Genomic DNA, 21,777 nt, shown 5'->3' with positions numbered 1-21,777 from the left:
TAAAAACTCCGATGGTCGACGGCGACCGTCCGAACGCGCCGATCCGTATCACGCTTCGATACGGTCCCGGGGGTTTTATAAATACGTTCCGAACGGTTCGATATGCCAGACCCTGGCACGTCGGCCGACGGCGAGGAAGACAGTGTGGCGACCGAACCGACGGTCGCCGAGGCCATCAGGTCGACCGAGTCCTACGAGGCCGGAGATGGCGTCGTCTTTTATGACGCCGAGAACCCGCTGGCGTGGATGCAGGCCGACAACGCGGTCGACCTCGAGGACGCCGCGTGATTTTTCGTTCCGGGGCCCGTTCGTTCGATCGTGAATCCCCTCGAAGAGGACGAGGAGCGGTGGCCTGACGAACCCGAAGAGTTCGACCCCGACAGCCTCGGTCCCGACGTCCCCGACCCGACGCCGGACGTCGAGGACACCCTGACGGCCGACGCGGAGGTCTCAGAGGAACTCTTCCGGGCGTTCTGGGCCGCGGTGCTGTTTCTCAACGTCGCGATCGCCGCGCTCGCGGTCGGCGCGATGCTCATCTACTTCCGGGGCGACTACGCGCGGGGCGGTCCGGCGCTGCTCGTGGGCACGATCGCCGCACTCAGTACGGCCCGGTACTACTGGGGGGTCAGGACCGGCCGGTTCGCGAGCGACGGGGACAAAGGCCCCGGAGACGAAGGAGGGGACGACCCATGAGAACGGCCGAACACGAGGGCGATAGGTACCTCCTCGTGAAATCGTCGAGCGAGTCGAGTCTCCTTCGTGACCCCGAAACCGGCGCCGAGCGCTACGTTCCGAACGAAGAACTGACCGTTACGGGCGAGTCGCCGCTGGCCGTCGCGGCGAGTACGGTACCGGAACCACAGCGGCGGCTGCTTTCGGCCGTCCACTCCGAGTCGACACTCGGCCTCCTCGTCGAACTCGACGGGTGCGGACCGCTTTCGGCCCGCGAGATCCTCGCTCGGTATGACTTCTGTGAATCCGACCTCCACGGACGGGCCGTAGAACTCCGGGCGGCGGGGCTCCTCGAGGAGGCCGACGTCGACGGCGAGCGCGGCTACGCAGCGACCGACCTCGCCAGCGAGGCGCTCACAGCCCTACGTTAGTGCCCCCGCAGCCGCCGAACGCTCGGCGGACGAACGGTTCGTGGTCGGGTCCTTCCGGACGGCGATCAGATCGTCGGCCGCGCCGACGAGTTCCTCGTCGTGGCTGACGACGATGATCTGGGCGACGCCGTGGTCGGTCATCGACTCGATCAGCTCGACCAGCTTCGAGACGTGGCCGGCGTCCAGAAAGACGGTCGGCTCATCGAGGATCAGCGGCGGCGTCGGCGCGCTTCCTTCGATCCCCTCCGAGAGCAGCCGGTAGATCGCACACCGCAACGAGAGATTGAACAGCGCCCGCTCGCCGCCCGACAGTTGATCGGGCGCCAGTTCGGTGCCGTCCTTCTGGTAGACGGTCAACTCGTAGTCGCCGTCGAGTTCGATCCGGGCGTAGGAATCGTTCTGATAGACGAGATCGAACGTCTCGTTGAGCATCGCCTCGAGCCGGTCGACGTTCCGCTGGCGGAGTTCCGCCCTGAGGTCGGCGTACGTTTCCTCGAGTTCGGCGGCTTCCTCGTACAGCGATCTGAGGCGTTCGACGACGGCCTCGAGTTCCTCGCGCTGGGTCCGGAGGTCCTCGAGTTCCTCGAGTTCGTTTTCGACGGCGCCGATCTCGTTTTGGAGTCGATCGCGCTCCTCGCGGCGCTTTTCCAGATACGGTTCGACGTCGGCGAGGTAGTTTTCGGCCCGCGTCTTCTCCGCCTCGGCTTCCTCGATCGCCGCCTCGTCGAATTCGGCCTCGAGTTCGGCCTTCCGGTCGCGTTTCTCGGCGAGCCGTTCGCGCCGCTGGTCGTTGAGATCCGCCTCGTTCGCCCGCCGCTCCCGCAGCCGTTCGATGTCGCGTTCGGTTCCCTCGATCTCCGCGAGGAGTTCCTCGATCCGTTCGAGACGCTCGCGTTCCTCGTCGAGTCGTTTCTTTTCCCGGTTCAGTTCGCCGATCTTCTCGCGGGCAGCCCCGGCGGCCGTCTCGGCAGCGTCGGCCCGTTCGTCGGCCGCTTTCGCCTCGGTTTCGTGTTCTGCGGCCTCTTCGCGGAGCGTTTCGGCCCGTCGTTGTTTGTCCTCGATCGTGGATTCTCGCTCGTCGATCAGCGATCTGACGTCCGCGCGGTTCTCCGCCAGCCGCGAACGTTCCGCCTCCGCTTCGACGAACTCGACGGCCTGCTCGTGGTCGGCTTCCAGCGTTTCGATCTCGTCTCGCTTGGCCTCGAGTTCGGCTTCGAGTTCCTCGACGCGTCGGCGGTCGTCCTCGATCGTCTCGACGTGTGGTGACCCCTCGACCGGCTGACCGCATTCGGGGCACTTGCCGGCATCGAGCAGCCGTTCGGCCTCCGCGACCGACTCGCGGGCGTTTTTCAGCTCCGTCCGCAGCTCCGCGAGCCGCTCGTTGGCGTCGTCGAGGTCCGTCCGGATCGACTCGCGGTGGGCTTCGAGCCGATCCCGCTCGACGGGTGCCTCGGCGACCGTCGCCCGGAGTTCCTCGATCCGGTCGTCCATCTCCGCCAGACGCTCGCGTTTCGATTCGAGCGTTTCGGTCGCTTTCTCGGCCTCGGCCGCGAGGTCCTCGGCCTCGCTGCGTGTCTCGCTGGCCTGCTCGCGGTATTCTTCGGTGCGCTCCCGTTCGGACTCGGCCTTGTTGGCGTGCTCCTGTGCTTCCAGCCGGTGCGTTTCGATCTCCTCGCGGAGGTCGTCGGCCTCGGTTTCGAGTTCCTCGAGGCGGTCCGCGACGGTCTCGGCGTCGGCCTCCGAACCGAGATCAGCCTCGGCGATCGCCGCCTCGAGATCGCTCTCTAGCGTCTCGAGGTCCTCCCGTAGCGTCCCGACCCGCTCGTCGATCGTCTCCCGTTCGCGTTCGGTCTCGGCGATCGCCTCGGTCAACTCCTCGATCTCGGCCTCCAGCGTCTCGATCTCCTCGCGGCGCTCCTCGGCGGCTCCGAGGACGTCTTCGGCCGCCTCGAGCGTCTCCCGTGCGGCGTCACGCTCCCGCTCTTTCGTTTCGATGTCGTCCGTGACCTCCGCCAGCTCCGATTCGAGGGCGTTGAGCGTGTCGTGGAGGTCCTTGTCCTCCTTGGCTTCGATCGTCGCCTCGCGGTCCGCGAGGAGCTCCTGTTTGCGATCCCGGACGCGTTTGACGCCGACGCGGGCGTCGCTGGCGCGCTCTCTGTAGGTTTCGAGCTTGCCGAGCTGGAGGAGGTCGTCGATCATGTCCTGGCGTTCGCCCGGCGAGGCGTTGATGAGCTTGTTGACCTCTCCCTGCCGGACGTACGCGCAGTTGACGAACGCCTCGGCGTCCATCCTGAGCAGCCCCTCGATGTGGGCCTCGACGTCGGTGACGCCCTCGAGTTGGCCCTCCGGCGTTTCGAGGAGACAGGTCGTCGTCCCGGCGGTGTCACCGCGGATCTTCACCTCGCGTTCGACACGATACTCGCCGCCGTCGTGAGTGAACTCTAGTTCGACCACCATTTCCTCGGCATCGTTCGCGATGGCCTCATCGAGCGTCCCGTCGATGGCGGCGGCGCCGTACAGCGCGAAGAAACACGCCTCCAGAAGCGAGGACTTGCCGCTGCCGTTGACCCCGTGGATGACCGTGACGCCGGGACGAAGCGAGAGATCGGTCTCGGCGTAGCACTTGAAATTCCGGATGTGGACGTGTTCGAACTTCACAGATACTCCTCCATCGAGGACTGGCCGGCGTCACTTCCGGCGGCAGGGGTCGTATCGTCGACCTCATCCAGACCGGTCTCCTCGTCGGGTTCGCCGACCGCGGCCGCGAACTCGGGGTCCTCGATCAACTCCTCGACGCGCCGCTCGATCTCGTCGGCGACGTTCGAATCCGCGACGGAACCGGACCGGATCGTCCCGTCGAGATCGCGGGCGGCCTCGCTCAGACCGAGTTCACGGAGCCGCTCTCTGACGGCCTCGTCCGGGTCGGCGAAGGACACTTCCGGTGTCGACGCCTCGACGGCGAGATCCCGTCGGTCGGTGACGCGCGCGACGAGTGCGCCCTCCTCGGTCGCGAACGTCTCGATCCGTGCCGGCGAGACCGATTCGCCGTCGCCCTCGAGCGTGACGTGGACGACCGCCCCCTCCAGGTCGTACTCCCGGAGCCGGTCGCGAACCCGATCGATGCCCTCCGAGCCGTCCAGTTCGAGGTCGAGAAAGACGAACGGCCGCGTTTCGATCCCCCGACGGGCGATCCGGACGTCGCCGTCGAACGTGACGAGGTTGTATCCCCGTTCCTCGCGTTCGCTCGCGCTCGTCCGTTCGGTCGATCCGGGGTACGTGACCCACGTCTCCCCGATCTGCTGTGTCGTCGGCTTGTGTTCGTCGCCGAGCAACATGGCGTCGAACTCGACGGTCGCTTCCGTCAAGACCGCCTCGGCGTCCCACTCGACGTTGCCGTAATCCGGCACGAGCGGCTCGAAGAGCCCGTGTGTGACGAGTGCCGCGTGATCGGTCCCGGCCGGTTCGAAGCCGTACTCGAGCCGATCGCGCTGGCCGCGTGGGACGAAATCGAGACCGTAAAACGCCGTGTTGCCGACGACGACCGGCTCGTTGCCGAGCCGTATCGCGACGCCCAACCGCTCGAAGAGATCCAGCCACTGGGCGTCCCGCTTGGTCTCGTGGTTGCCGACGACGGCCAGAAACGGGATGTCGGCCGCGGCGAGCGTCTCGAGCACCTCGAGAGTCCCAAGGATGTCGACCAGTCCCGGCCGGCGATCGTGAAAGAGATCGCCGGCATGGACCACGGCGTCGACGTCGTCCTCGATCGCGTCGTCGATCACCGCCCGGAACGCGGCCAGAAAGTCACGCCGCCGCTCCGGGGTGTGGTACTGCCGGTAACCGAGGTGGGTGTCGGCGGTGTGAAGCACCCGTGTCATTGATTCGGCCCTTCGGGATCGGTTCTTAAAGGGGTTCCGTGGCCGGGGTGAAAGTGATCGCCCGGCTCCCCGCCGGCGGCCGCCCGTCGGAACCGCCGGAACGCATCGAGGGCCCGCCGGCCGCGCGCCGCGAGGTCGGGGTCGTCAGTCGCCTCGATCGCCGCCTCCAGTTCCGCGAGTCCGATCTCCTCGACGAACGTGGCGGCGGCCTCAACGTCGTCGAGAGCCGCGCTCGCCCGTTCGATGATCCGCCCCTCGTCGGGTCCGGCGAGCCGACGCAGCGACGACTTCACGCCGTCGGGGTCGATCGGTTCGTCCTCGGATGTCACGTGCCAGCTTCGTTCCGGGATCGTATTTAAATCACCGTGCCGCGCGAACGCCGGTCGGAAAGCACGGGGCGGAAATTACGCCTCGGCATCGATAGTGAGGGTATACACCCGCTTTCGAGCGTCGGTAAAGGAGAACCGCGATTTGACGGCGTCGACTCCCTCTAGTCTGGTGATGGCGTATCGGACCGTCCGGGGGGGCAGCATCGTCTCCTCGGCCAGTTGGCTCTGGGTGAGCCGGTCGTTGTACTCCAGTACCTTCGCGACCAGTTTCGCGCTCGGTGGTAGATCGGTGACGGCGTCCCAGTCGACCGTCGGGGACTCCGTGTCGAGTTCGAGTGCGCTCATCGTATTCTTCCTTTCTTGATGAGACACAATAATACTTACTCTTCTCAAATATGCCCTTTAGTAATTTATCGGGCGAGAGGGGCCGACCGCGGAGCCGGCGGTCTCGGGCCGTAGTGGCGGTACAGCGACCCGAAACCTCTTATGAATACGACCGTTACAGAAGTGTGATGACTGACACTGTTGACGACGTCGACTTCCCCTACGAGGACGACGCGTCACAGCAAGAGAAGGTTGAGGCCCTCGAGGAGCGACTCGAGATCCTCGAACAGCAAAACGAGGAGATGCGGGACAAACTCCTCGACGCCAACGCCGAGAACAACAAGTACCAACAGAAACTCGAGCGGCTGACCCACGAGAACAAGAAGCTCAAACAGTCCCCGCTTTTCGTCGCCACCGTCCAGGAGATCACCGACGAGGGCGTCATCATCAAACAGCACGGGAACAACCAGGAGGCGCTCACCGAGGTCACAGACGAGATGCGCAAAGACCTCGAACCCGACGCCCGGGTAGCGGTGAACAATTCGCTCTCCATCGTCAAACAGCTCGACGACGAGACGGATGTACGCGCCCGCGTGATGCAGGTCGATCAGTCTCCCGACGTCTCCTACGCCGACATCGGCGGCATCGACGAGCAGATGGAGGAGGTCAGAGAGACCGTCGAGATGCCGATCAAGAACCCCGGAATGTTCGACGAGGTCGGCATCGATCCGCCCTCGGGGGTCCTGTTGCACGGCCCGCCCGGCACCGGCAAAACGATGCTCGCAAAGGCCGTCGCGAACCAGACGGACGCCACGTTCATCAAGATGGCCGGCTCCGAGCTCGTCCACAAGTTCATCGGCGAGGGCGCAAAGCTCGTGAGGGATCTCTTCGAACTCGCCCGCCAGCAGGAACCCGCCGTCGTCTTCATCGACGAGATCGACGCGATCGCGGCCAAACGCACCGAGTCGAAGACCTCCGGCGACGCCGAGGTCCAGCGGACCATGATGCAGTTGCTCGCGGAGATGGACGGCTTCGAGGAGCGCGGACAGATCTCGATCATCGCGGCGACGAACCGCTTCGACATGCTCGATCGCGCCATCCTCCGACCCGGCCGCTTCGATCGGCTCATCGAAGTCCCCAAGCCGGACTTCGAGGGGCGGGAGATGATCTTCAAGATCCACACCCGCGATATGAACATCGCCGACGAGGTCGACTTCGTCGAACTAGCGGACCTCGCCGACGGCGCCTCCGGGGCCGACATCAAGGCGGTCTGTACGGAGGCCGGCATGTACGCGATCCGTGACGACCGCCTCGAGGTCAAAACGGAGGACTTCGAGCAGGCCTGGCGGAAGATCAGACAGACCGACGAGGCCGAAGCAGAGGTCTCGAAGACGTTCGCCTAAGACTCTCTCGGAGTATTTCTGTCCGATTCAGTCGGTTCGGAGCCGTGCGCCGGTCGTCGTCGAACCGTCGTCGCCGTCCGAACGCTCAAAAGAGCACGAAGAGCAGATACGGGATCCCGAACAGGATGGCTGTCATCGCGAGGATGACGATCGCATAGGCGGCGAGCGTCCCGCCGGCGGCGAGAAACGAGGGGTGATCGAGGCCGGAGTCGGTTTCGGCAGGTGCCATACGACCGTGTTCGGACGCTGTCGTTTATATTTATCGTCCGCTGGCGGAAGCCGGGAACGGGGCATCGACACCGGTCCAACTGTCAGTCGATGATCTCGACGATCCGCCGCGGTTCGCCCGACAGCGCCGGGTCCGCCTCGATCAGTTTGAGGACCTCGTGGTCGGTCACGTCGGGGTATTCTTTCCCCGTCGCCTCCTCGATAAGCGCTTTCTCCATGCGGAACTCGGTGCCCTCGTAGACGACGTCGACACCCTCCTGATCGAACGAGAGAACAGTCATTACCCGACGTTGGCGATGCGTCGGTATAAGGCCCACGAGAAACGGGCGTCAGACCGCCGTCAGACACCGGAAGCGGGATTTATTAGCCACCGCGACGAGCAAGAGACCGTGTTCGGCACCGATCCGCTGGAGGAGCTCTCGATCCCCGACGGCACGCAGATCAAAGAGCACGACCTCGTGGCCGACGGCGACGTGCTCGTCGGCGGCCAGAGTGCCGTCGAGTTAGGGATCCGGGGCGGGGCCGTCGTCGCCGGCGAGCGCGTTACCGTCGACGGCGACGTCGAGGCCGACGGCGACTGCCGGCTCGATATGTGGTGTGAGGTCGACGGCAACGTCCTCGTCGGTAGCGACGCCTACCTCGGCGAGCGGGTCCACATCACCGGCCAGCTCATCGTCTCCGGCGATCTCGACATCGGCGACGACGTCGATATCGAACGGGGGTTCGAGGCCAACGGGTGGATCGTCATCAGGAACCCGATGCCGACGATCGTCTTTCTTTTCGTGTACCTCTCGCATCTCCTCCGGGTCGGCGAGAAGGAGGCCGCCGCGGAGGTGGCCGAGGAGTTCCTCGCGACGGATCGGGCGGCCGAGCCGGTCGTGATCCCGCGCGGTGCACGCGTCTCCGACGACACCTGGCGGGTATCGACGCCGGCGACGATCGGCGACGACTGCCGGCTCCACGGGAACATCCGGGCGACCGAAATCGAGGTCGGCGACGGCACCGAGATCTTCGGCAGCCTCCGGGCGAAGGGACCGATCCGGGTCGGCCGCGGGACCGTCATCCACGGCGACGTAACGACCCGCGACGGCGACGTGGTCGTCGGCCCCGAAACGCAGATCCGCGGCGGGATCTCCTGTGACCGGTGTGCGCTCTCGGAAGCCGCCGACGTCGAGGGGACGATCCGGGCGCGCGAGGGCATCACGATCGAGGAGCCGCCGGCCGACGATCACACCGACGAAAGAGGGGCCGATCCGAACCGCGAGGACGGGACGGCCGCCGTGGAAGCCGAGGACGAACCACTCGAAGAAGAAATCCCACCGGCGTTCGTCCCGCTGGAGTCCGGGGGAGAGAACCCCGAAGCCGAGAGTAAAACAGAGACGAAAGCGGAGTCGGAACGGGAACCGGAATCGGAAGCGGAGCCCGAACCGGAGCCGGAAGCTGGGAAAGAGCCGATCCCAGAGCCGGCGGTGGTCCCGATCGGGGAAACCGACACCGAGTGGAGGGCTTCCGGGCGCCACCTGACGAACGGGGACGGAAGCGGGGACAGAGACGGAGACGACCGGGACGTCACTGCGATCATCACCGACGCCGAGGAGTGAGGCGGGTGTCCCGCGTGTCGTGGCCCATCGGGACGCATATACGGGAGCCGCCGGTACCGGGCGTATGCTTTCGGTCGCGCTCGCCGGCAAGCCCAACGCCGGCAAATCGACGTTCTACAAGGCCGCCACGATGGCGGACGTCGACGTCGGCAACTACCCCTTCACCACGATCGACCCGAACCGCGGGGTCAGCCACGTCCGGACGCGGTGTCCCTGTCTCGATCTCGATGGCCGCTGTGGGAACGACACCTGCCACGACGGCAAACGCTACGTTCCGATCGAACTGCTCGATGTGGCCGGGCTCGTCCCCGGCGCCCACGAGGGGAAGGGCCTCGGCAACCAGTTTCTCGACGAATTGACGAACGCCGACGTCATCCTCAACGTCGTCGACGCCTCCGGCGGCACGAACGAGGCCGGCGAGCCGGTCGAAGTCGGAGCGTACGATCCGATCGAGGACGTCGAGTTCATCGAACGGGAGATGGACCTGTGGCTGGCGGGGATCATCGACCGCAACTGGGAAACCGTCGAGCGTCAGTCCCGCTCGCCGGAGTTCGACCTCGAGGACGCGCTGACCGAGACGCTGACGGGCGTGGGGGCGAGCGAACACGACGTGATGGCGATCCTCCGGGAGTTCGAGTACGATGACGACCCGATGGCCTGGGACGACGCCGACCGCGAGGAACTGGCGCGGCTGGTGCGCGAACGGACGAAGCCGATCGTCGTCGTCGCGAACAAGGCCGACATCGCGCCCGAGGACAATATCGACCGCCTCCAGACGGCGGCCGACCGGGTCGTCCCCTGCAGCGCCGAAAGCGAACTCGCGCTCAGAAACGCCGTCGAGGCCGGCGCGATCGACTACGATCCCGGCGACGGGACGTTCACGATCACGGGCGAGGTCTCCGGTTCCCAGCGTTCCGGGCTCGAACAAATTAGGGAGGTGCTGGAATCACACGGCGGGACCGGCGTCCAAGCCGCCCTCGACGAGGCGGTCTACGATCTGCTCGATCGGATCACCGTCTACCCCGTTCAAAACGAGACCCACTGGACCGACGGCCAGGGGAACGTCCTCCCGGACGCGTTCCTGCTGGCCGCGGGCGCGACGCCGAAGGACCTCGCGTTCGCCGTCCACTCGGATATCGGGGAAGGGTACCTCCACGCCATCGACGCGCGTGCGAACCGCCGGATCGGCGAGGATCACGAACTCTCGGAGGGTGACGTGGTCAAGATCGTCTCGACGGCGAACTGAGGCCCCGACCGCAACCGGGGCGTCGGCCGTCGATACGTCTTTAAGCGATGCCGAGTCAGTTTCGGGCGTGTCCACCGCGCCCGAGTGGCTCGATATCTTCGGCCACGACGAGCCATACGACGACCAGGTCGACGGCATCGAGACCGCCATCGAGACGGCCCGCGAGTCGGGCTTTCTGGCGCTGGAGGGGGCCTGCGGCACCGGCAAGACGATGCTCGCGCTCACCGCCGGGATCGAGCTGGTCCGCGATCCCGAGTCGTCCTTCGAGCGCGTCTTCGTCCTCACGAGCGTCAAACAGCAGCTCCGGCAGTTCGAGGCCGACCTCCGGACGATCAACGCGAACCTCCCCGAGGACTACCATCCGATCTCGGCGATGACGCTCGTCGGGAAGGCTGACGTCTGTCCGTACAACCTCGGAAACGCGGGCGGGATCGACGATTCGAACGTCTACGAGCGCTGCGAGCGGCTCCGCGATCGGACGCGCGGACTCACAGACGAGGGGACGACGGCGGGCTCGCTCGTCGACAGAGCGAAGAGCCAGCAGGTCGGGCTCGCCGACTCGAAAAGCGGGGCGAGCTACCTCGAGGCCGGCGGCGAGCCGACTCCGTTCCCCCGGGAGACGCCCGAAGCGGGCGAGGGAAACGTCGAGTACTGTCCGTTCTATGCGGGCTATCTCGACGACCTGCCGGAGGACGGCGACCCGATCGAAGCCGTCCCCTTCGATCCGACGGATTTCGGGCTGATCGAACCCGAAGACCTCGTCCGGCTGGCGGCGGGTCACGGGAGCTGTCCACACTCGGTGATGGGGGCGCTCCTCCCGAACGTCGAGGTACTGATCGGCAACTACTACCACGCGTTCGACCCGACCACCGTCGAGTCGTTCACGGGCGGGCTCATCGACGAGGAGACGTTCCTCGTCTGCGACGAGGCGCACATGCTCGAACCCCGGGTTCGGGATCTCGTCGGCGACAGCGTCTCCGATCGCGCGATCGAGGACGCCGAGCGCGAACTCTCCCGGGTCATCGAACCGCTTTCCGCCGTCGAAGAGGCGGGGGCGGACGCCCGTCACGGATCGAGCGCGCGCGAGGAGGCAGCGGCGGTGCGGGCGGAACTCGACGAAACCGACGTCACGCTCGGCGAACTGCGTGACACGCGGCGGTTTCTGACGGCGCTGGGCGATAGATTAGACGAACGGGTGACCGATTACCTCGATGAAGCGGTCCCGAACTGGCGGGGAAACCTCCCCGATCTCGACGACGACGAGATCCCGCTTCGGGATCCAGAGACACCGGCGACGGACGACCTCACGCGATGGGCGGAACGCCACGGGTTCGACAGCCGGATCTGGACCCGGTCCGAGAGCGTCTGTGCGGTCGCCGCGCGCGTCCTCGATACGCTCGATGAGACCGAAAAGCGCCGCGCGTCCCCGCCGGTCGGCCGGACGCTCGCGCTGTGGCACCGGGCGGACCACACCGACTTCTTCCGGGAGATCGAACTCGAGCGGACGTGGGACGACACCCGATCCGCCGAATCGTGGCGGCGGGCCTACACCGCGAGCTACAGCCTCCACAACTGCCTGCCGGCGGGCGCGATCGGCGACCGGCTCGATTCCTTCGGCGGCGGCGTCCTGATGAGCGCGACGCTCGAACCGCTCGACGTCTTTACCGAGGTGACCGGGCTCAAGCATATCGAGGAGGAGGCCGACCGCCCGGTGATCGAACGGACCTACGGACTGGAGTTTCCCGAGGAGAACCGGGCCTCCTTCGCCGTCGCGGCGCCGAAGTTCACCTACGGGAACCGGGGCGATCCGGACGAAAGCGGAGACGAAACGACCTCTACCCGTCGAGCGTACGCCCGCGCGATCCGGCAGGTCGCCGAGGCGCCGGGGAACGTGCTGGTCGGGGTCCCCTCCTACCGGGAGGCCGAGTGGGCCGCCTCGGTGCTCGAGGACACCGACAAGCCGGTTCTGCTCGACGAGGCGACCGACGACGTGGCGACCGAACGGCTGAAACAGGAGTTTTTCGCCGGCGATCCGAAGGTACTCGTGACGAGCCTCCGGGGGACGCTCACCGAGGGCGTCGACTACCGGGGGGACCGACTCGCCGCCGCGATCGTCTGTGGCGTCCCGATCATCAACACCGCAAGCCCCCGGACGCGGGCGGTCCGGACGGCTTACGATCGGGAGTTCGGGGACGGGTTCAGATACGCGCTGGCGGTGCCGGCGGTCCGGAAGGCCAGACAGGCGGTCGGCCGCGTCATCCGCGGCCCCGACGAGCGCGGCGTCCGGGTGCTGTGTGACGAACGGTACGCGAAAGAATCGTGGGACAGCGTCCGGGGGCTGCTGGGGGCGGCCGAACGCGAGGAGTTCCAGCCCGTCGGGACCGAGATGCTCGGGTACGCCCTCGATCAGTTCTGGGAGGAGACGGTCACTCGATGACTCAGGCGTCGTCGGTATCGAACCCGACCGAAAGCGTCCCGTCCTCGGGCGGATCGGGAAGCGAGACGACGATCCGGCGATCTCGAAGGTGTCGTTTCCGACCCTGACCGCCGTTTCCCCCGGGCTCGCATCACCCCCGTCAGCGAGGACGTCCCCTCGAAGACGTTGTTCTCGCCGACGAAATCGGCGACGAACCGGCTCTTCGGCCACCGGTAGAGCGCCCGCGGCTCGCCGACCTGTCCGACGCGGGCGTCCGACAGCACCGCCAGCCGGTCGGAGACGGCCAGCGCCCCGTCGGTGCCGGCGAGGGGCGCGCGTCGTTTCATTACTCCGTGGTCGCACTCGGTGATACCTACGCGTCCCGGTCGGGAAATCCCGCGCAAAGTAGTTCAACCCCCCGGTACAACGGCACTCCATGGCATCGGTGCGTCGCCGTCAGTACGTCCTCGCCGGGGTGTTGGCTGCCGTCGGGGTGCTCACAGCCGCCGTCCTCTGGAACGTCGTCGGTACTCTCTTCTTTGCGGTCACGGTGGCGTACGTGCTGTATCCGGTCCGAAGCCGCCTTGTGGCGCGAGGAGTCCCGCGCCGGATGGCGAGCGCGGTCGTGACGGCGGCGGCGTTCCTCGTCGTGCTCGTCCTTCTGGCCCCGATCGTGGTGACGCTGTTTCAACGGCGCGGCGCGATCGTGGCGCTGCTCAACAGCCTCCCGGAGGAACTCACGGTCGAGCTGTTCGGCTTCGTCGTTCCGCTCGATATCGGGTCGTATGTCTCGGCGGCGACCACAGCGTTACGGTCCCTCGCCATCACGCTCGCCGCCGATTCGGTCTTCATCATACTCCAGCTCGGGATGTTCGTCCTCGTCCTCTACGGGCTGTTGTTGCGCCCACGGGCAGTCGGGGTGGTCACTTTCGAGATCATCCCCGCGGAGTATCACGACATCGTCACCGCGATTCACCGACGGATCACCGGCACGCTCTATGCGATCTATGTGATCCAGGCCGCGACCGCCGTGCTCACGTTCCCGATCGCCTTTGTCGTGTTCTACCTCCTCGGGTACCCGGACGTCTTCGTGTTGTCGGTCATCTCCGCGATCATGCAGTTCATCCCGATTCTCGGCCCCGGACTCCTGGCGGTGGGGCTGGCGGGCTACGACGTGCTGATCGGTATGCCCGAGCGGGCGGTCGGCGTCGTCGTTCTGGGGCCGCTCCTCATCGGGCTGTTGCCCGACCTCATCGTCCGGCCACAGCTGGCCTCGAGCCGGGCGAAGCTCCCCTCGAGCCTCTATTTCGTCGGCTTCGTCGGCGGCGTCCTCACGGTTGGGGTCATCGGCGTCATCGCGGGGCCGCTCGTGGTCGCGGTGCTCGTCGAGGTCGTCGATCTCCTCGGCGAGGAGGGCGGACAAAAGAAGGGGATGTCCTAACGCTCCATCTCGCGTTCGAGCTCGCGGAGTTTCTCGATCCGCTTTTCGGTCGACGGGTGCGTCGAGGCGAGTTTGCCGATAAAGCCCCGGGAGATCGGGATGATAAAGAAGGCGTTCATTTCGGCCTGCTCGCGGAGGTCCTCCTCGGGAACCTGATCCATCCCCCCGGAGATCTTCATGAGCGCGGTCGCCAGCGCCGAGGGGTTACCGGTGATCGTCGCGGCGCCACGGTCGGCGGCGAACTCCCGGTAGCGGCTGAGCGCGCGGATGAGCAGAAACGAGATCACCCACACGAGAAGCGAGACGACGATCGCGACGAAAAGCGGCGCCTGGTTCCGGCCGCGACCGCCGAAGAGCCAGCCCCACCGGACGATGAAGAAAGCGATCGTCGAGAGAAACGAGGCGATCGTCATCACGGCCACGTCGCGGTTCTTGACGTGGGCGAGTTCGTGGGCCAACACGCCCTCGAGTTCCTCGTCGTCGAGCGTCCGGAGCAGCCCGGTCGTCACACAGACCGCCGCGTTCGAGGGCGACCGGCCGGTCGCGAAGGCGTTCGGCGTCCGGCTGTCGGCGACGGCGACGGTCGGCTTCGGCAGGTCGGCCTGCTGGGCGAGCCGACCGACCTGGGCGTGTAGCCCCGGATACTCCGCCTCGGAGACCGTCTTCGCACCCATCGAGCGGAGCGCGAGTTTGTCACTGAAAAAGAACTGGACGATAGAGAAGGCCCCCAGCATGACCGCCGCAAAGAGCAAGTTATCGAAGTACAGCGTCAGTATCCCGATGAAGACCAGATACAGCGCGAACAGCAGAAACATCGTAAACCCCATGCGGGCACGGAGCCCCCAGTCGGTTTGCCAGTCCATACCGGTTGTTTCGTCCCTGATGGTTTAAAAGTATATCAGTCGGGGACGAGGAGTTGGCCGAACGGGGGCCGATTCCAACAGAGCCAAGTCCGTCGTTTCCGTTCCCCGAGATAATGAGCGTACTCCGCGACGACATCGAGGACCTCCAGCACCGCTACGACGACGGGCTCACCGCCGACGAGGTCGGCGAGGACGAACGCGCCATCCTAGAGGAGTTCCTCGAATCCCTCGAGGCCGGCGAGATCCGCGCCGCCGAGAAACGCGGCGGCGAGTGGGAAGCAAACGGCTGGGTGAAGGAGGGCATCCTCCTGAACTTCGGGCTGCGGAGCATCCGAACCCATACTCACGGCGGCGTCGAGTACCACGACGTACTGCCCCTGCGAGAGACCGACGACCTCCCGGGACGCGGGACCCGAAACACGCCGGACGGAACCGTTATCCGACGCGGCGCGTACGTCGGCAACGACGCCATCCTGATGAGCCCGGCGTTCGTCAACATCGGCGCGTACGTCGGCGACGGTACGCTCGTCGATTCCTGTGACACGGTCGGCTCGGCGGCCCAGATCGGCGACAGCGTCAAACTCGGTGCGAACACGCTCATCGGGGGTGTCCTCGAACCCGTCGAGGCCGCTCCCGTGGTCGTCGAGGACGACGTCTCGCTGGGTGCGGGCTGTCGGGTTACCTCCGGCTTCGTCGTCGGGGAGGGCAGCGTCGTCGGCGAGAACACCCTCCTGACGCCGCGGATCCCCGTCTACGATCTGGTCGAAGAAGAGGTCATCTACGGCGAACTCCCGCCCGAACGCCGGGCGTTTAGCCGGTTCGTCGAATCGAGCGTCGGCGAGCACGACCTCTTCGATGGCGGCGCCTACAAGCCAGCCGTCGTCGCGACCGACGTCGAGGCGGAGACGCTCGAAGCGACGGAACGGGAGGACACACTGCGCGATAACTGACGCGCCGACGCGACGCGGTCCGCCAGCCTCTTTATACGTCGGGACCGAGACGGTCTATGAGCGAAGCGACAGTTATCGAGCCGGGCGAACGGACGGTCGAGGAGATCATCTCGGGACTCCAACGCGGCGAGCGGTTCACCGTCCGAACGGAGGTACTGGGTTCCAGCGAGGAACTGACGCTGCGGTTCGATGGCGATATTTACTACTGCGATTCGCCGACGATACTCCACAAACACACCGACGCGACGGACATGCGGGAGTGCATCGAGAACCTCGGGTTCGCCCGGAACGGGGAGTGATACGGCCCGCTGAGGGCGTACCGCCGGGCGTCGATCCCTGCCGGGCGGAGAAATCTGCCGGAACGCTTGTTCAACAACCGGCGCGACGGGGAGACAGATCTCGAAGAGCGGCTGGCCGCCCACGGCGTCAGTGTCGATTCGGGCGGCTCCCTCCCGGCGGGCCGGACCCGTTTCTCGTGATCGAAGGGGACGGCGCGTTCGCGGGAGCGCTCGGACAGCTACGAGGGTTTCGGACCGACGACCCCAACACCGGAGACGATATTCGGACTGTACTCACGGAGCGAGAGGCCGTCTATTCCCGGAGTCCGTGAGCGACGACAGGACGGTCCGGCGATACCGAACCGCCAGTCTGTGGCCGAAGGAATCCACCGGATAGCGCGTGCGACGAAAAGCGGCCCCTTTTTGCGACTCCGTACCGCAGGGTCGATAATGGCAGACCTCGCGCTTCCCGACAGCCCCGATAGCCCCGACGTCGCCGGCAACGGCGTCTGGCTTCACTGTATCGAGTGCGGCGACAAACACCCGCCCTTTGAGGAGGTCATCTACACCTGTGAGTCCTGTGGCGGCCTGCTGGAAGTCCGTTACGAGCAGTACCCGACGTTCGATGCGTTCGAGGGCCGCGGCGTCTGGCGATACAGCGCCGCACTCCCCTTCGAGGAGGGCGTCACGCTCCCGGAGGGCGATACGCCGTTACACCGGGTGCCCGGGCTCGAATCCGAGGTCGGCGTCCGGAACCTCCGGCTCAAACATGAGGGGATGAACCCCACCGGATCGTTCAAAGACCGCGGGATGACGGTCGGCGTCCGGGTCGCCGAGGCACTCGGCGTCGACCGGCTGGCGTGTGCCTCGACGGGCAACACCTCGGCGGCGCTTTCGGCCTACGGCGCCCGGGCGGGACTGGAGACGCTCGTGTTGTTGCCGGCCGGCAAGGTCGCCGCCGGCAAGATCGCACAGGCCAGCCTCCACGGCGCACGCATTCTGGAGGTCGACGGCAACTTCGATGCCTGTCTCGATATCGTCCAGGATCTGGCCGACCGCGGGGAGGCGTACCTGCTGAATTCGCTGAACCCGTTCCGGCTGGAGGGCCAGAAGACGATCGGTCTCGAGATCCTGGAGGCGTTCTACGACGAGGAGGGGCGGTTCCCGGACCGGGTCATTCTGCCGGTCGGCAACGCAGGCAACACCGCCGCCCTGTACAAGTGCTTCCGCGAGATGGTCGCGGGCGGCGATCTGGCGCCGGGCGACGTCCCGAGGCTCACGGGCGTCCAGGCGGAGGGAGCAGCACCGATGGTCGAGGCGATCGAGGAGGGCCGCGAGGACACCCGTCGCTGGGAGGACGTCGAGACGGTCGCGACCGCGATCCGGATCGGCAACCCGGTCAACGCGCCGAAGGCGCTACCGGGGATCCGCGAGACTGGCGGCACAGCCGTCGCCGTCTCCGATTCGGAGATCACCGACGCCCAGCGGGCGATCGCCGGCGAGGGGATCGGCGTCGAGCCGGCCTCGGCGGCCTCCGTGGCCGGCCTCCGGAAACTCCGGGCGGCGGGCGAGATCGAAGACGGCGAGGACGTGGTCTGTCTGACCACCGGTCACCTGCTGAAAGACCCCGACGCGGCCGCCGCGGCCGGAGCCGACCCCGAGCAGGTCGGCGACAGCACCGAGGCGGTGCTCGCACACCTGGCCGGCAGGACCGGCTTGTCGGGGTTGCTCGGGCGGCTCGGTAGACTCTTCGGGTAGCGTCGCGCGTGATCGGTCACCCGGGCCGCCTCGCGGCCCCGTCCAGCCGCCGGACGGGAAGATATTTGGGTGTCTCGCCGGTCGGGTAGCGTACTGTCGTGTCCCGTCTGCCGAACCCCGCCCGACTCGGGATTCTCGCCGTCGGGCTCGCGTTGGCCCGGCTCGGTCTCGTCTCGGAGGCGCGCGCCCGCCGGGCGACCGAGCTCGCCTGGCCGCGGATCGTCACGGGGCTGGCCCGGATGTCGAAGAACGCGGTCGACGTGGCGATGGTCGGCGTCGCCGTCGGCTCGCCGGCCATCGCGGGCGTCGGGATCGCCGGACCCTTCTGGGGCGTTGCTTTCGCCGTCGGCGGCGGGGTCGCCGGCGGCACGATCGCCCTCGTCAGCCAGCGGTACGGCGCGGACGCCTACCGGGGGCTCGGGCTCGCGGTCCGCTCGAGCGCCCTCCTCGTCGTCGCCGTGACGGTGCCGATCACCGCCGGCTTCTTTGGGTTCGCCCCCGAACTCGTCGGGCTGTTGAGCAGCGATCCAGCGGTGATCGGGTTCGGCGGCGAGTACCTCCGGCTCGTCGCCTTCGGGATCCCCTTCGCCGGGCTGAATCTCGTCGGCAGCCGGACCCTCGTCGGCGCCGACGACGCCTACACGGCGATGGTGCTTCGGGGCGGCGGCGCCGCCCTGAACGTCGGCATCAACGCCGTTTTGATATTCGGAGCGGGAATGGGCGTCACGGGGGCCGCGATCGGGACGGTCTTTTCGAACGTCTGTGTCACCGCCGCGTTCGCCGTCGGCCTCGCGGCCGGTCGGGTTCCCGGCGCCGGCGCGTTCCCGGTCACCGTCGACCCGTTCGGTTCCTACGTCGATCCCGCGACCGTCTCGGATCTGGTCACGATCGGGCTGCCGGTCATGGGCCGGAACCTCGTCTGGACGGTCGCGGAGTTCCCCATGTTCGCGATCCTCGATGTCTTCGGGCAGGACGTCGTCTCCGCGTTCGTCATCGCCCGCCGGGTGTGGGGGCTGTTGAATACCCCCGGCTGGGGGTTCGGGCTGGCCGCTTCCAGCCTGGTCGGCCAGGAACTCGGAACGGGCGAGGAGGCGACTGCGGCGGCCTACGGCCGGGACATCATCCGGTTTTCCGTGACCGTCTATGCCCTTCTGGCTGCGGCCGTCTTCGTCTTTACCGACCCGGTCGTGGCGCTTTTTGTCGACGACCCGACGGCACCGTCCGTCCCGCTGGCGGGCGATCTGGTCCGCGTCGCCTGCGTCGCCGTCGTGTTGCGGGGAATCGCCGGCAGCGCGGCGGGGGCGCTGGATGCGGCCGGCGACACGCGGTGGCCGTTCTTCAGCCAGACGCTCGGCGTCTTCGGCGCGTCGATCCCGCTCGTCTATCTGGGGGCGACAACGCCGCTCGGTATCTACGGGCTGTATCTCGCCTTCTTCGCCGAGACGGCCGTCCCGGCAGCGCTCAACTACTACCGGTTCCGGTCGGGCGTCTGGAAGCGGGTCAGCCGGAGTTACCGCCCGGACGCCGCCGACGATTGACCGGTATCGGTCGCCCGCATCGTCCAAACCGTCATATCGGAGGGGGAGAATAACCCGACGATGACGGCCGACGAGCCCGATCCGATCCCCGAAAACGCCCTCGAGGACTCCGTCCTCGTGATCGGCGGCGAAGCCGTCGGGCGGTCGGTCGCGGCTCGGTTCGCCGACGCCGACGGAGTGCGGGTGGCCGACGGGGCGCCGGCGCCGGACGCGGTCGTACTCGCCGTCGACGCGGGGCGATCGGACGGGACCGACCTCGCGTTTCCTTCGCTCCCGGACGCGGTCGTCCGGTTCGCCGTCGTGGCGGTCCCGGAGCAGCCGACCTCCGACGAGCAGGCCGTTCTGGATGCGATCGAACCGCACGTCGACGCGATCGTCCTCACCTCCGAGAGGGGTATCGAGGGACTGGCCGCGGCGGTCGACACGCTCGTCTCGGTCGTGCGGGACACCGGGCTCGTCAACGTGGATCTGGCGGACGTAGAGACGGTGTTTCGCCCAGTCGAACTCGCCGTACTCGGCGTCGGGGCCGGGGCGATCGACGAACCGACCGCGGCGGCCCGCGACGCCATCGCCGCCCTGCCCGGCGGGGTCGAAACCGACGCTGCGGGCGGTGCCCTCGTCGATCTGATCGGCCCACCCGGTATGAGCATCGCGGACGTCGACGGGGCCGTCTCGGCGGTCCGAAACCGGATCGGCCCCGAGGCGCACCTCATCTGGGGCGGGTCGGTCGACCCGGCCCTCGAGGGGGAACTCACGGTCCGGCTGGTCGTCGCCGGAGTCGAGAGCGTCCGGGTCACTGCGGGCGACGACTGTCCGCGGTGTGGGACACCCCTGTCCGCGTATACTCTCGACGGCCGGACGATGCTGTCGTGTGAGGCGTGTGGGTTCGCGGACGTCTCGGTCAGACTTCGGGGATAGCGTTCTACCGCCGATCCGTCGGCGACCCGTCGCTTCGGTGTGAGAGCCGTTCGCCGATCGAGTCCGGAACCGGCGTCCGGCAGTACCCACAGTACCACGACCGTCCCGTCTGGGTCGACTCCCGGTGGAGGTCTTCGAGGGCGCCGAGCGCCGCCCCGCAGCCGTCGCAGGTATAACGGGCGGGCATGGCTGGCGGTTGGGATCGGGGCCACACAACGGTATCGGAGCGGGACGACAGCGCCTATACCGGGGGCGATCGAAGCGGCGTCCGATGAGGTTCCGGCCGGAAACGATCGGGAACGCGGTGTTGCTCGCCCTCGGCGGGATCGGGTACGGGACATTGATGTTCGTCTGGTTTTCGCTGCCGGCGTATCTCTCCCCGATCATCGACACGCTGGGGTTGAGCGGGACCCAGGCCGGGATCCTGACCGGCGCGATCCCGCTCACGTACATCCCGCTGGGGCTATTGAGCGGGCTCGTCATCGACCGGATCGGGGCCCGGTACGGCATCGGTATCGGCGTCGCGCTGGCGGGACTCGGACAGTTCGGTCGGGCGTTCGCCGCCGACTTCCCGACGATGCTCGCGTTGACGCTTCTGATGGGTGTCGGCGCGACCGGGCTCACGTTCGGGCTCCCGAAACTCGCCGCCGAACTCTATCCGTCCGAACTCGTCGGGCGGGCCGCCTCGGTGTATCTCGTTCTCTCGTATGCGGGAAGCGCGACGGCCTTTTCCGTCGGCCGGCCGATCGTCGGGCCGCTTCTCGGCGGGTGGCGGCCGCTGTTCGCCGCGAGCGGGACGACAGCAGTAGTGTTCGCGGGGGTCTGGGCCGTCGCCGCGTGGTACGTCCCGCCGGGACAGAACGCCGACGACGGCGACGGGACGTTCGAACGACGGTCGCTTTTGGCCGATATCCGGGCCGTCGTTCGCCACCGCGATATGCTGCTTTTGATCGTCCTTGGGACGATGTACCTGTTCGTCCTCCACGGGATCCAGGGGTGGCTCGTCACCGTCCTCGAGACGCGCGGCGTCGATCCGGGGATCGCCGGGAGCGTCACCGCGTTGCTCGTGGCCGGACAGGCGGTCGGCGTCGTCGTCGTTCCCGCACTCGCCGAGCGTTTCGATCGGCTCCGGCTCTCGATCGCCGGATGTGGCGTGGTGGGCGCGGTCGGCGCCCTCGGACTGCTCGCGACGCCGACGCTCGTGCTCGCGCTTGCGATCCCTGTCGTCCTCGTCGGGTTCGGGATGGGTGGGCTCTCGCCGCTCGTCCGGTCGGTCCCCGTCGAACTGGAGGGGATCGGCCCCTCGCTGACCGGCACCGCCGTCGGGCTCATCTTCGCTATCGGCGAGATCGGCGGCTTTCTCGGTCCGGCGCTCATCGGCACGCTCCGGGACCTGACGGGGTCGTTCACGCCGGGGATCGTCCTGAGCGCGGCCGCGGCGATCGTCGCGGCGCTTGCGGGGGTTTCGCTTTCGGATCTCGACGACGCCGACTGATCGGTCCGGGC

The 21,777-nt window shown here is 67.1% G+C and carries 23 protein-coding genes; 14 read left to right on the top strand and 9 right to left on the bottom strand.

All coding sequences use genetic code 11. From position 1 onward, the window contains the following. Positions 1–102: 102 nt before the first annotated feature. From KM295_RS03775 to KM295_RS03765, 3 genes are read left to right on the top strand one after another with little or no spacing between them, the layout of a single operon-like run. Entirely contained in the window at positions 103–288 is a 186-nt protein-coding gene (locus tag KM295_RS03775; RefSeq protein WP_256028535.1) for a DUF7331 family protein, read from the top strand. Between the two features lie 30 nt (positions 289–318). Then, positions 319–693 (top strand): DUF7322 domain-containing protein, encoded by a 375-nt coding sequence (locus KM295_RS03770; RefSeq protein ID WP_256028534.1) that lies wholly within the window; start codon positions 319–321, stop codon positions 691–693. Further along, the gene (locus KM295_RS03765; protein WP_256028533.1) at positions 690–1,103 is read left to right on the top strand and encodes a DUF7346 family protein; all 414 of its coding nucleotides are present in this window, start codon (positions 690–692) and stop codon (positions 1,101–1,103) included. Before KM295_RS03770 ends, KM295_RS03765 begins: the two co-directional genes overlap by 4 nt. Here KM295_RS03765 and rad50 read toward each other — a convergent pair. From rad50 to KM295_RS03745, 4 genes are all read right to left on the bottom strand, one after another. Next, on the bottom strand, positions 1,095–3,761 hold the full coding sequence (gene rad50 / locus KM295_RS03760; RefSeq protein WP_256028532.1) for a DNA double-strand break repair ATPase Rad50: 2,667 nt from the start codon (positions 3,759–3,761) through the stop codon (positions 1,095–1,097). The genes KM295_RS03765 and rad50 overlap by 9 nt on opposite strands. Further along, a complete protein-coding gene (gene mre11, locus KM295_RS03755) occupies positions 3,758–4,978 on the bottom strand; it encodes a DNA double-strand break repair protein Mre11 (protein WP_256028531.1) in 1,221 nt (406 codons plus the stop codon). The genes rad50 and mre11 overlap by 4 nt, the downstream gene beginning before the upstream one ends. Continuing rightward, positions 4,975–5,307: a DUF7966 family protein gene (locus KM295_RS03750; RefSeq protein WP_256028530.1), complete on the bottom strand. Its 333-nt coding sequence runs from the start codon at positions 5,305–5,307 to the stop codon at positions 4,975–4,977. The genes mre11 and KM295_RS03750 overlap by 4 nt, the downstream gene beginning before the upstream one ends. A gap of 75 nt (positions 5,308–5,382) precedes the next feature. Then, entirely contained in the window at positions 5,383–5,652 is a 270-nt protein-coding gene (locus KM295_RS03745; protein ID WP_256028529.1) for a winged helix-turn-helix domain-containing protein, read from the bottom strand. Positions 5,653–5,819: 167 nt separating this feature from the next. On the opposite strand from KM295_RS03745, the gene pan1 reads away from it, so the two are divergent. After that, positions 5,820–7,034, top strand: a complete 1,215-nt coding sequence (gene pan1 / locus KM295_RS03740) for a proteasome-activating nucleotidase Pan1 (RefSeq protein WP_256028528.1) — start codon at positions 5,820–5,822, stop codon at positions 7,032–7,034. 85 nt (positions 7,035–7,119) lie between these two features. On the opposite strand, the gene KM295_RS03735 is transcribed toward pan1, so the two are convergent. Further along, on the bottom strand, positions 7,120–7,263 hold the full coding sequence (locus KM295_RS03735; RefSeq protein WP_256028527.1) for a hypothetical protein: 144 nt from the start codon (positions 7,261–7,263) through the stop codon (positions 7,120–7,122). A gap of 82 nt (positions 7,264–7,345) precedes the next feature. Further along, positions 7,346–7,543 (bottom strand): DUF5800 family protein, encoded by a 198-nt coding sequence (locus KM295_RS03730; protein ID WP_256028526.1) that lies wholly within the window; start codon positions 7,541–7,543, stop codon positions 7,346–7,348. A gap of 15 nt (positions 7,544–7,558) precedes the next feature. On the opposite strand from KM295_RS03730, the gene KM295_RS03725 reads away from it, so the two are divergent. The 3 genes from KM295_RS03725 to KM295_RS03715 all read left to right on the top strand — a co-directional run bounded on the left by KM295_RS03725 (position 7,559) and on the right by KM295_RS03715 (position 12,546). Beyond that, positions 7,559–8,863 carry an acyltransferase gene (locus tag KM295_RS03725; protein WP_256028525.1) on the top strand — a complete coding sequence of 435 codons (1,305 nt, stop codon included), beginning with the start codon at positions 7,559–7,561 and terminating at the stop codon, positions 8,861–8,863. A gap of 64 nt (positions 8,864–8,927) precedes the next feature. Continuing rightward, positions 8,928–10,109, top strand: coding sequence for a redox-regulated ATPase YchF (locus KM295_RS03720; RefSeq protein ID WP_256028524.1), 1,182 nt, complete (start codon positions 8,928–8,930; stop codon positions 10,107–10,109). Between the two features lie 67 nt (positions 10,110–10,176). Next, on the top strand, positions 10,177–12,546 hold the full coding sequence (locus KM295_RS03715; RefSeq protein WP_256028523.1) for an ATP-dependent DNA helicase: 2,370 nt from the start codon (positions 10,177–10,179) through the stop codon (positions 12,544–12,546). Here KM295_RS03715 and KM295_RS03710 read toward each other — a convergent pair. Next, positions 12,516–12,872, bottom strand: a complete 357-nt coding sequence (locus KM295_RS03710) for a hypothetical protein (RefSeq protein WP_256028522.1) — start codon at positions 12,870–12,872, stop codon at positions 12,516–12,518. The two genes, KM295_RS03715 and KM295_RS03710, sit on opposite strands and share 31 nt — an antisense overlap. An 89-nt stretch (positions 12,873–12,961) precedes the next feature. On the opposite strand from KM295_RS03710, the gene KM295_RS03705 reads away from it, so the two are divergent. Continuing rightward, positions 12,962–13,966 carry an AI-2E family transporter gene (locus KM295_RS03705; protein ID WP_256028521.1) on the top strand — a complete coding sequence of 335 codons (1,005 nt, stop codon included), beginning with the start codon at positions 12,962–12,964 and terminating at the stop codon, positions 13,964–13,966. Here KM295_RS03705 and htpX read toward each other — a convergent pair. Then, complete coding sequence (gene htpX, locus KM295_RS03700; protein WP_256028520.1) at positions 13,963–14,829, bottom strand: zinc metalloprotease HtpX; 867 nt, start codon at positions 14,827–14,829, stop codon at positions 13,963–13,965. The two genes, KM295_RS03705 and htpX, sit on opposite strands and share 4 nt — an antisense overlap. 113 nt (positions 14,830–14,942) lie before the next feature. On the opposite strand from htpX, the gene KM295_RS03695 reads away from it, so the two are divergent. The 5 genes from KM295_RS03695 (at position 14,943) to KM295_RS03675 (ending at position 20,271) form a co-directional block, all read left to right on the top strand. Further along, positions 14,943–15,779 carry a 2,3,4,5-tetrahydropyridine-2,6-dicarboxylate N-succinyltransferase gene (locus KM295_RS03695; protein WP_256028519.1) on the top strand — a complete coding sequence of 279 codons (837 nt, stop codon included), beginning with the start codon at positions 14,943–14,945 and terminating at the stop codon, positions 15,777–15,779. A 56-nt stretch (positions 15,780–15,835) separates the two neighbouring features. Beyond that, positions 15,836–16,078 (top strand): DUF8001 family protein, encoded by a 243-nt coding sequence (locus tag KM295_RS03690; RefSeq protein ID WP_256028518.1) that lies wholly within the window; start codon positions 15,836–15,838, stop codon positions 16,076–16,078. Positions 16,079–16,507: 429 nt separating this feature from the next. Next, positions 16,508–17,815 carry a threonine synthase gene (gene thrC, locus KM295_RS03685; protein ID WP_256028517.1) on the top strand — a complete coding sequence of 436 codons (1,308 nt, stop codon included), beginning with the start codon at positions 16,508–16,510 and terminating at the stop codon, positions 17,813–17,815. A gap of 98 nt (positions 17,816–17,913) precedes the next feature. Continuing rightward, on the top strand, positions 17,914–19,353 hold the full coding sequence (locus tag KM295_RS03680; protein ID WP_256028516.1) for an MATE family efflux transporter: 1,440 nt from the start codon (positions 17,914–17,916) through the stop codon (positions 19,351–19,353). A gap of 60 nt (positions 19,354–19,413) precedes the next feature. Then, complete coding sequence (locus KM295_RS03675) at positions 19,414–20,271, top strand: hypothetical protein (RefSeq protein WP_256028515.1); 858 nt, start codon at positions 19,414–19,416, stop codon at positions 20,269–20,271. 4 nt (positions 20,272–20,275) lie between these two features. On the opposite strand, the gene KM295_RS03670 is transcribed toward KM295_RS03675, so the two are convergent. After that, the gene (locus KM295_RS03670; protein WP_256028514.1) at positions 20,276–20,458 is read right to left on the bottom strand and encodes a hypothetical protein; all 183 of its coding nucleotides are present in this window, start codon (positions 20,456–20,458) and stop codon (positions 20,276–20,278) included. Positions 20,459–20,542: 84 nt separating this feature from the next. Between KM295_RS03670 and KM295_RS03665 the strand changes: the two genes are divergently transcribed. Beyond that, the gene (locus tag KM295_RS03665; RefSeq protein ID WP_256028513.1) at positions 20,543–21,766 is read left to right on the top strand and encodes an MFS transporter; all 1,224 of its coding nucleotides are present in this window, start codon (positions 20,543–20,545) and stop codon (positions 21,764–21,766) included. Positions 21,767–21,777: the final 11 nt, after the last annotated feature.

The sequence above is a fragment of the Natronomonas aquatica genome (assembly GCF_024449025.1).
GTDB classification, from domain to species: Archaea; Halobacteriota; Halobacteria; order Halobacteriales; family Haloarculaceae; genus Natronomonas; species Natronomonas aquatica.
The sequence above is the reverse complement of the archived record's forward strand: the minus strand, read 5'-3'. Positions and strand labels throughout refer to the sequence as shown.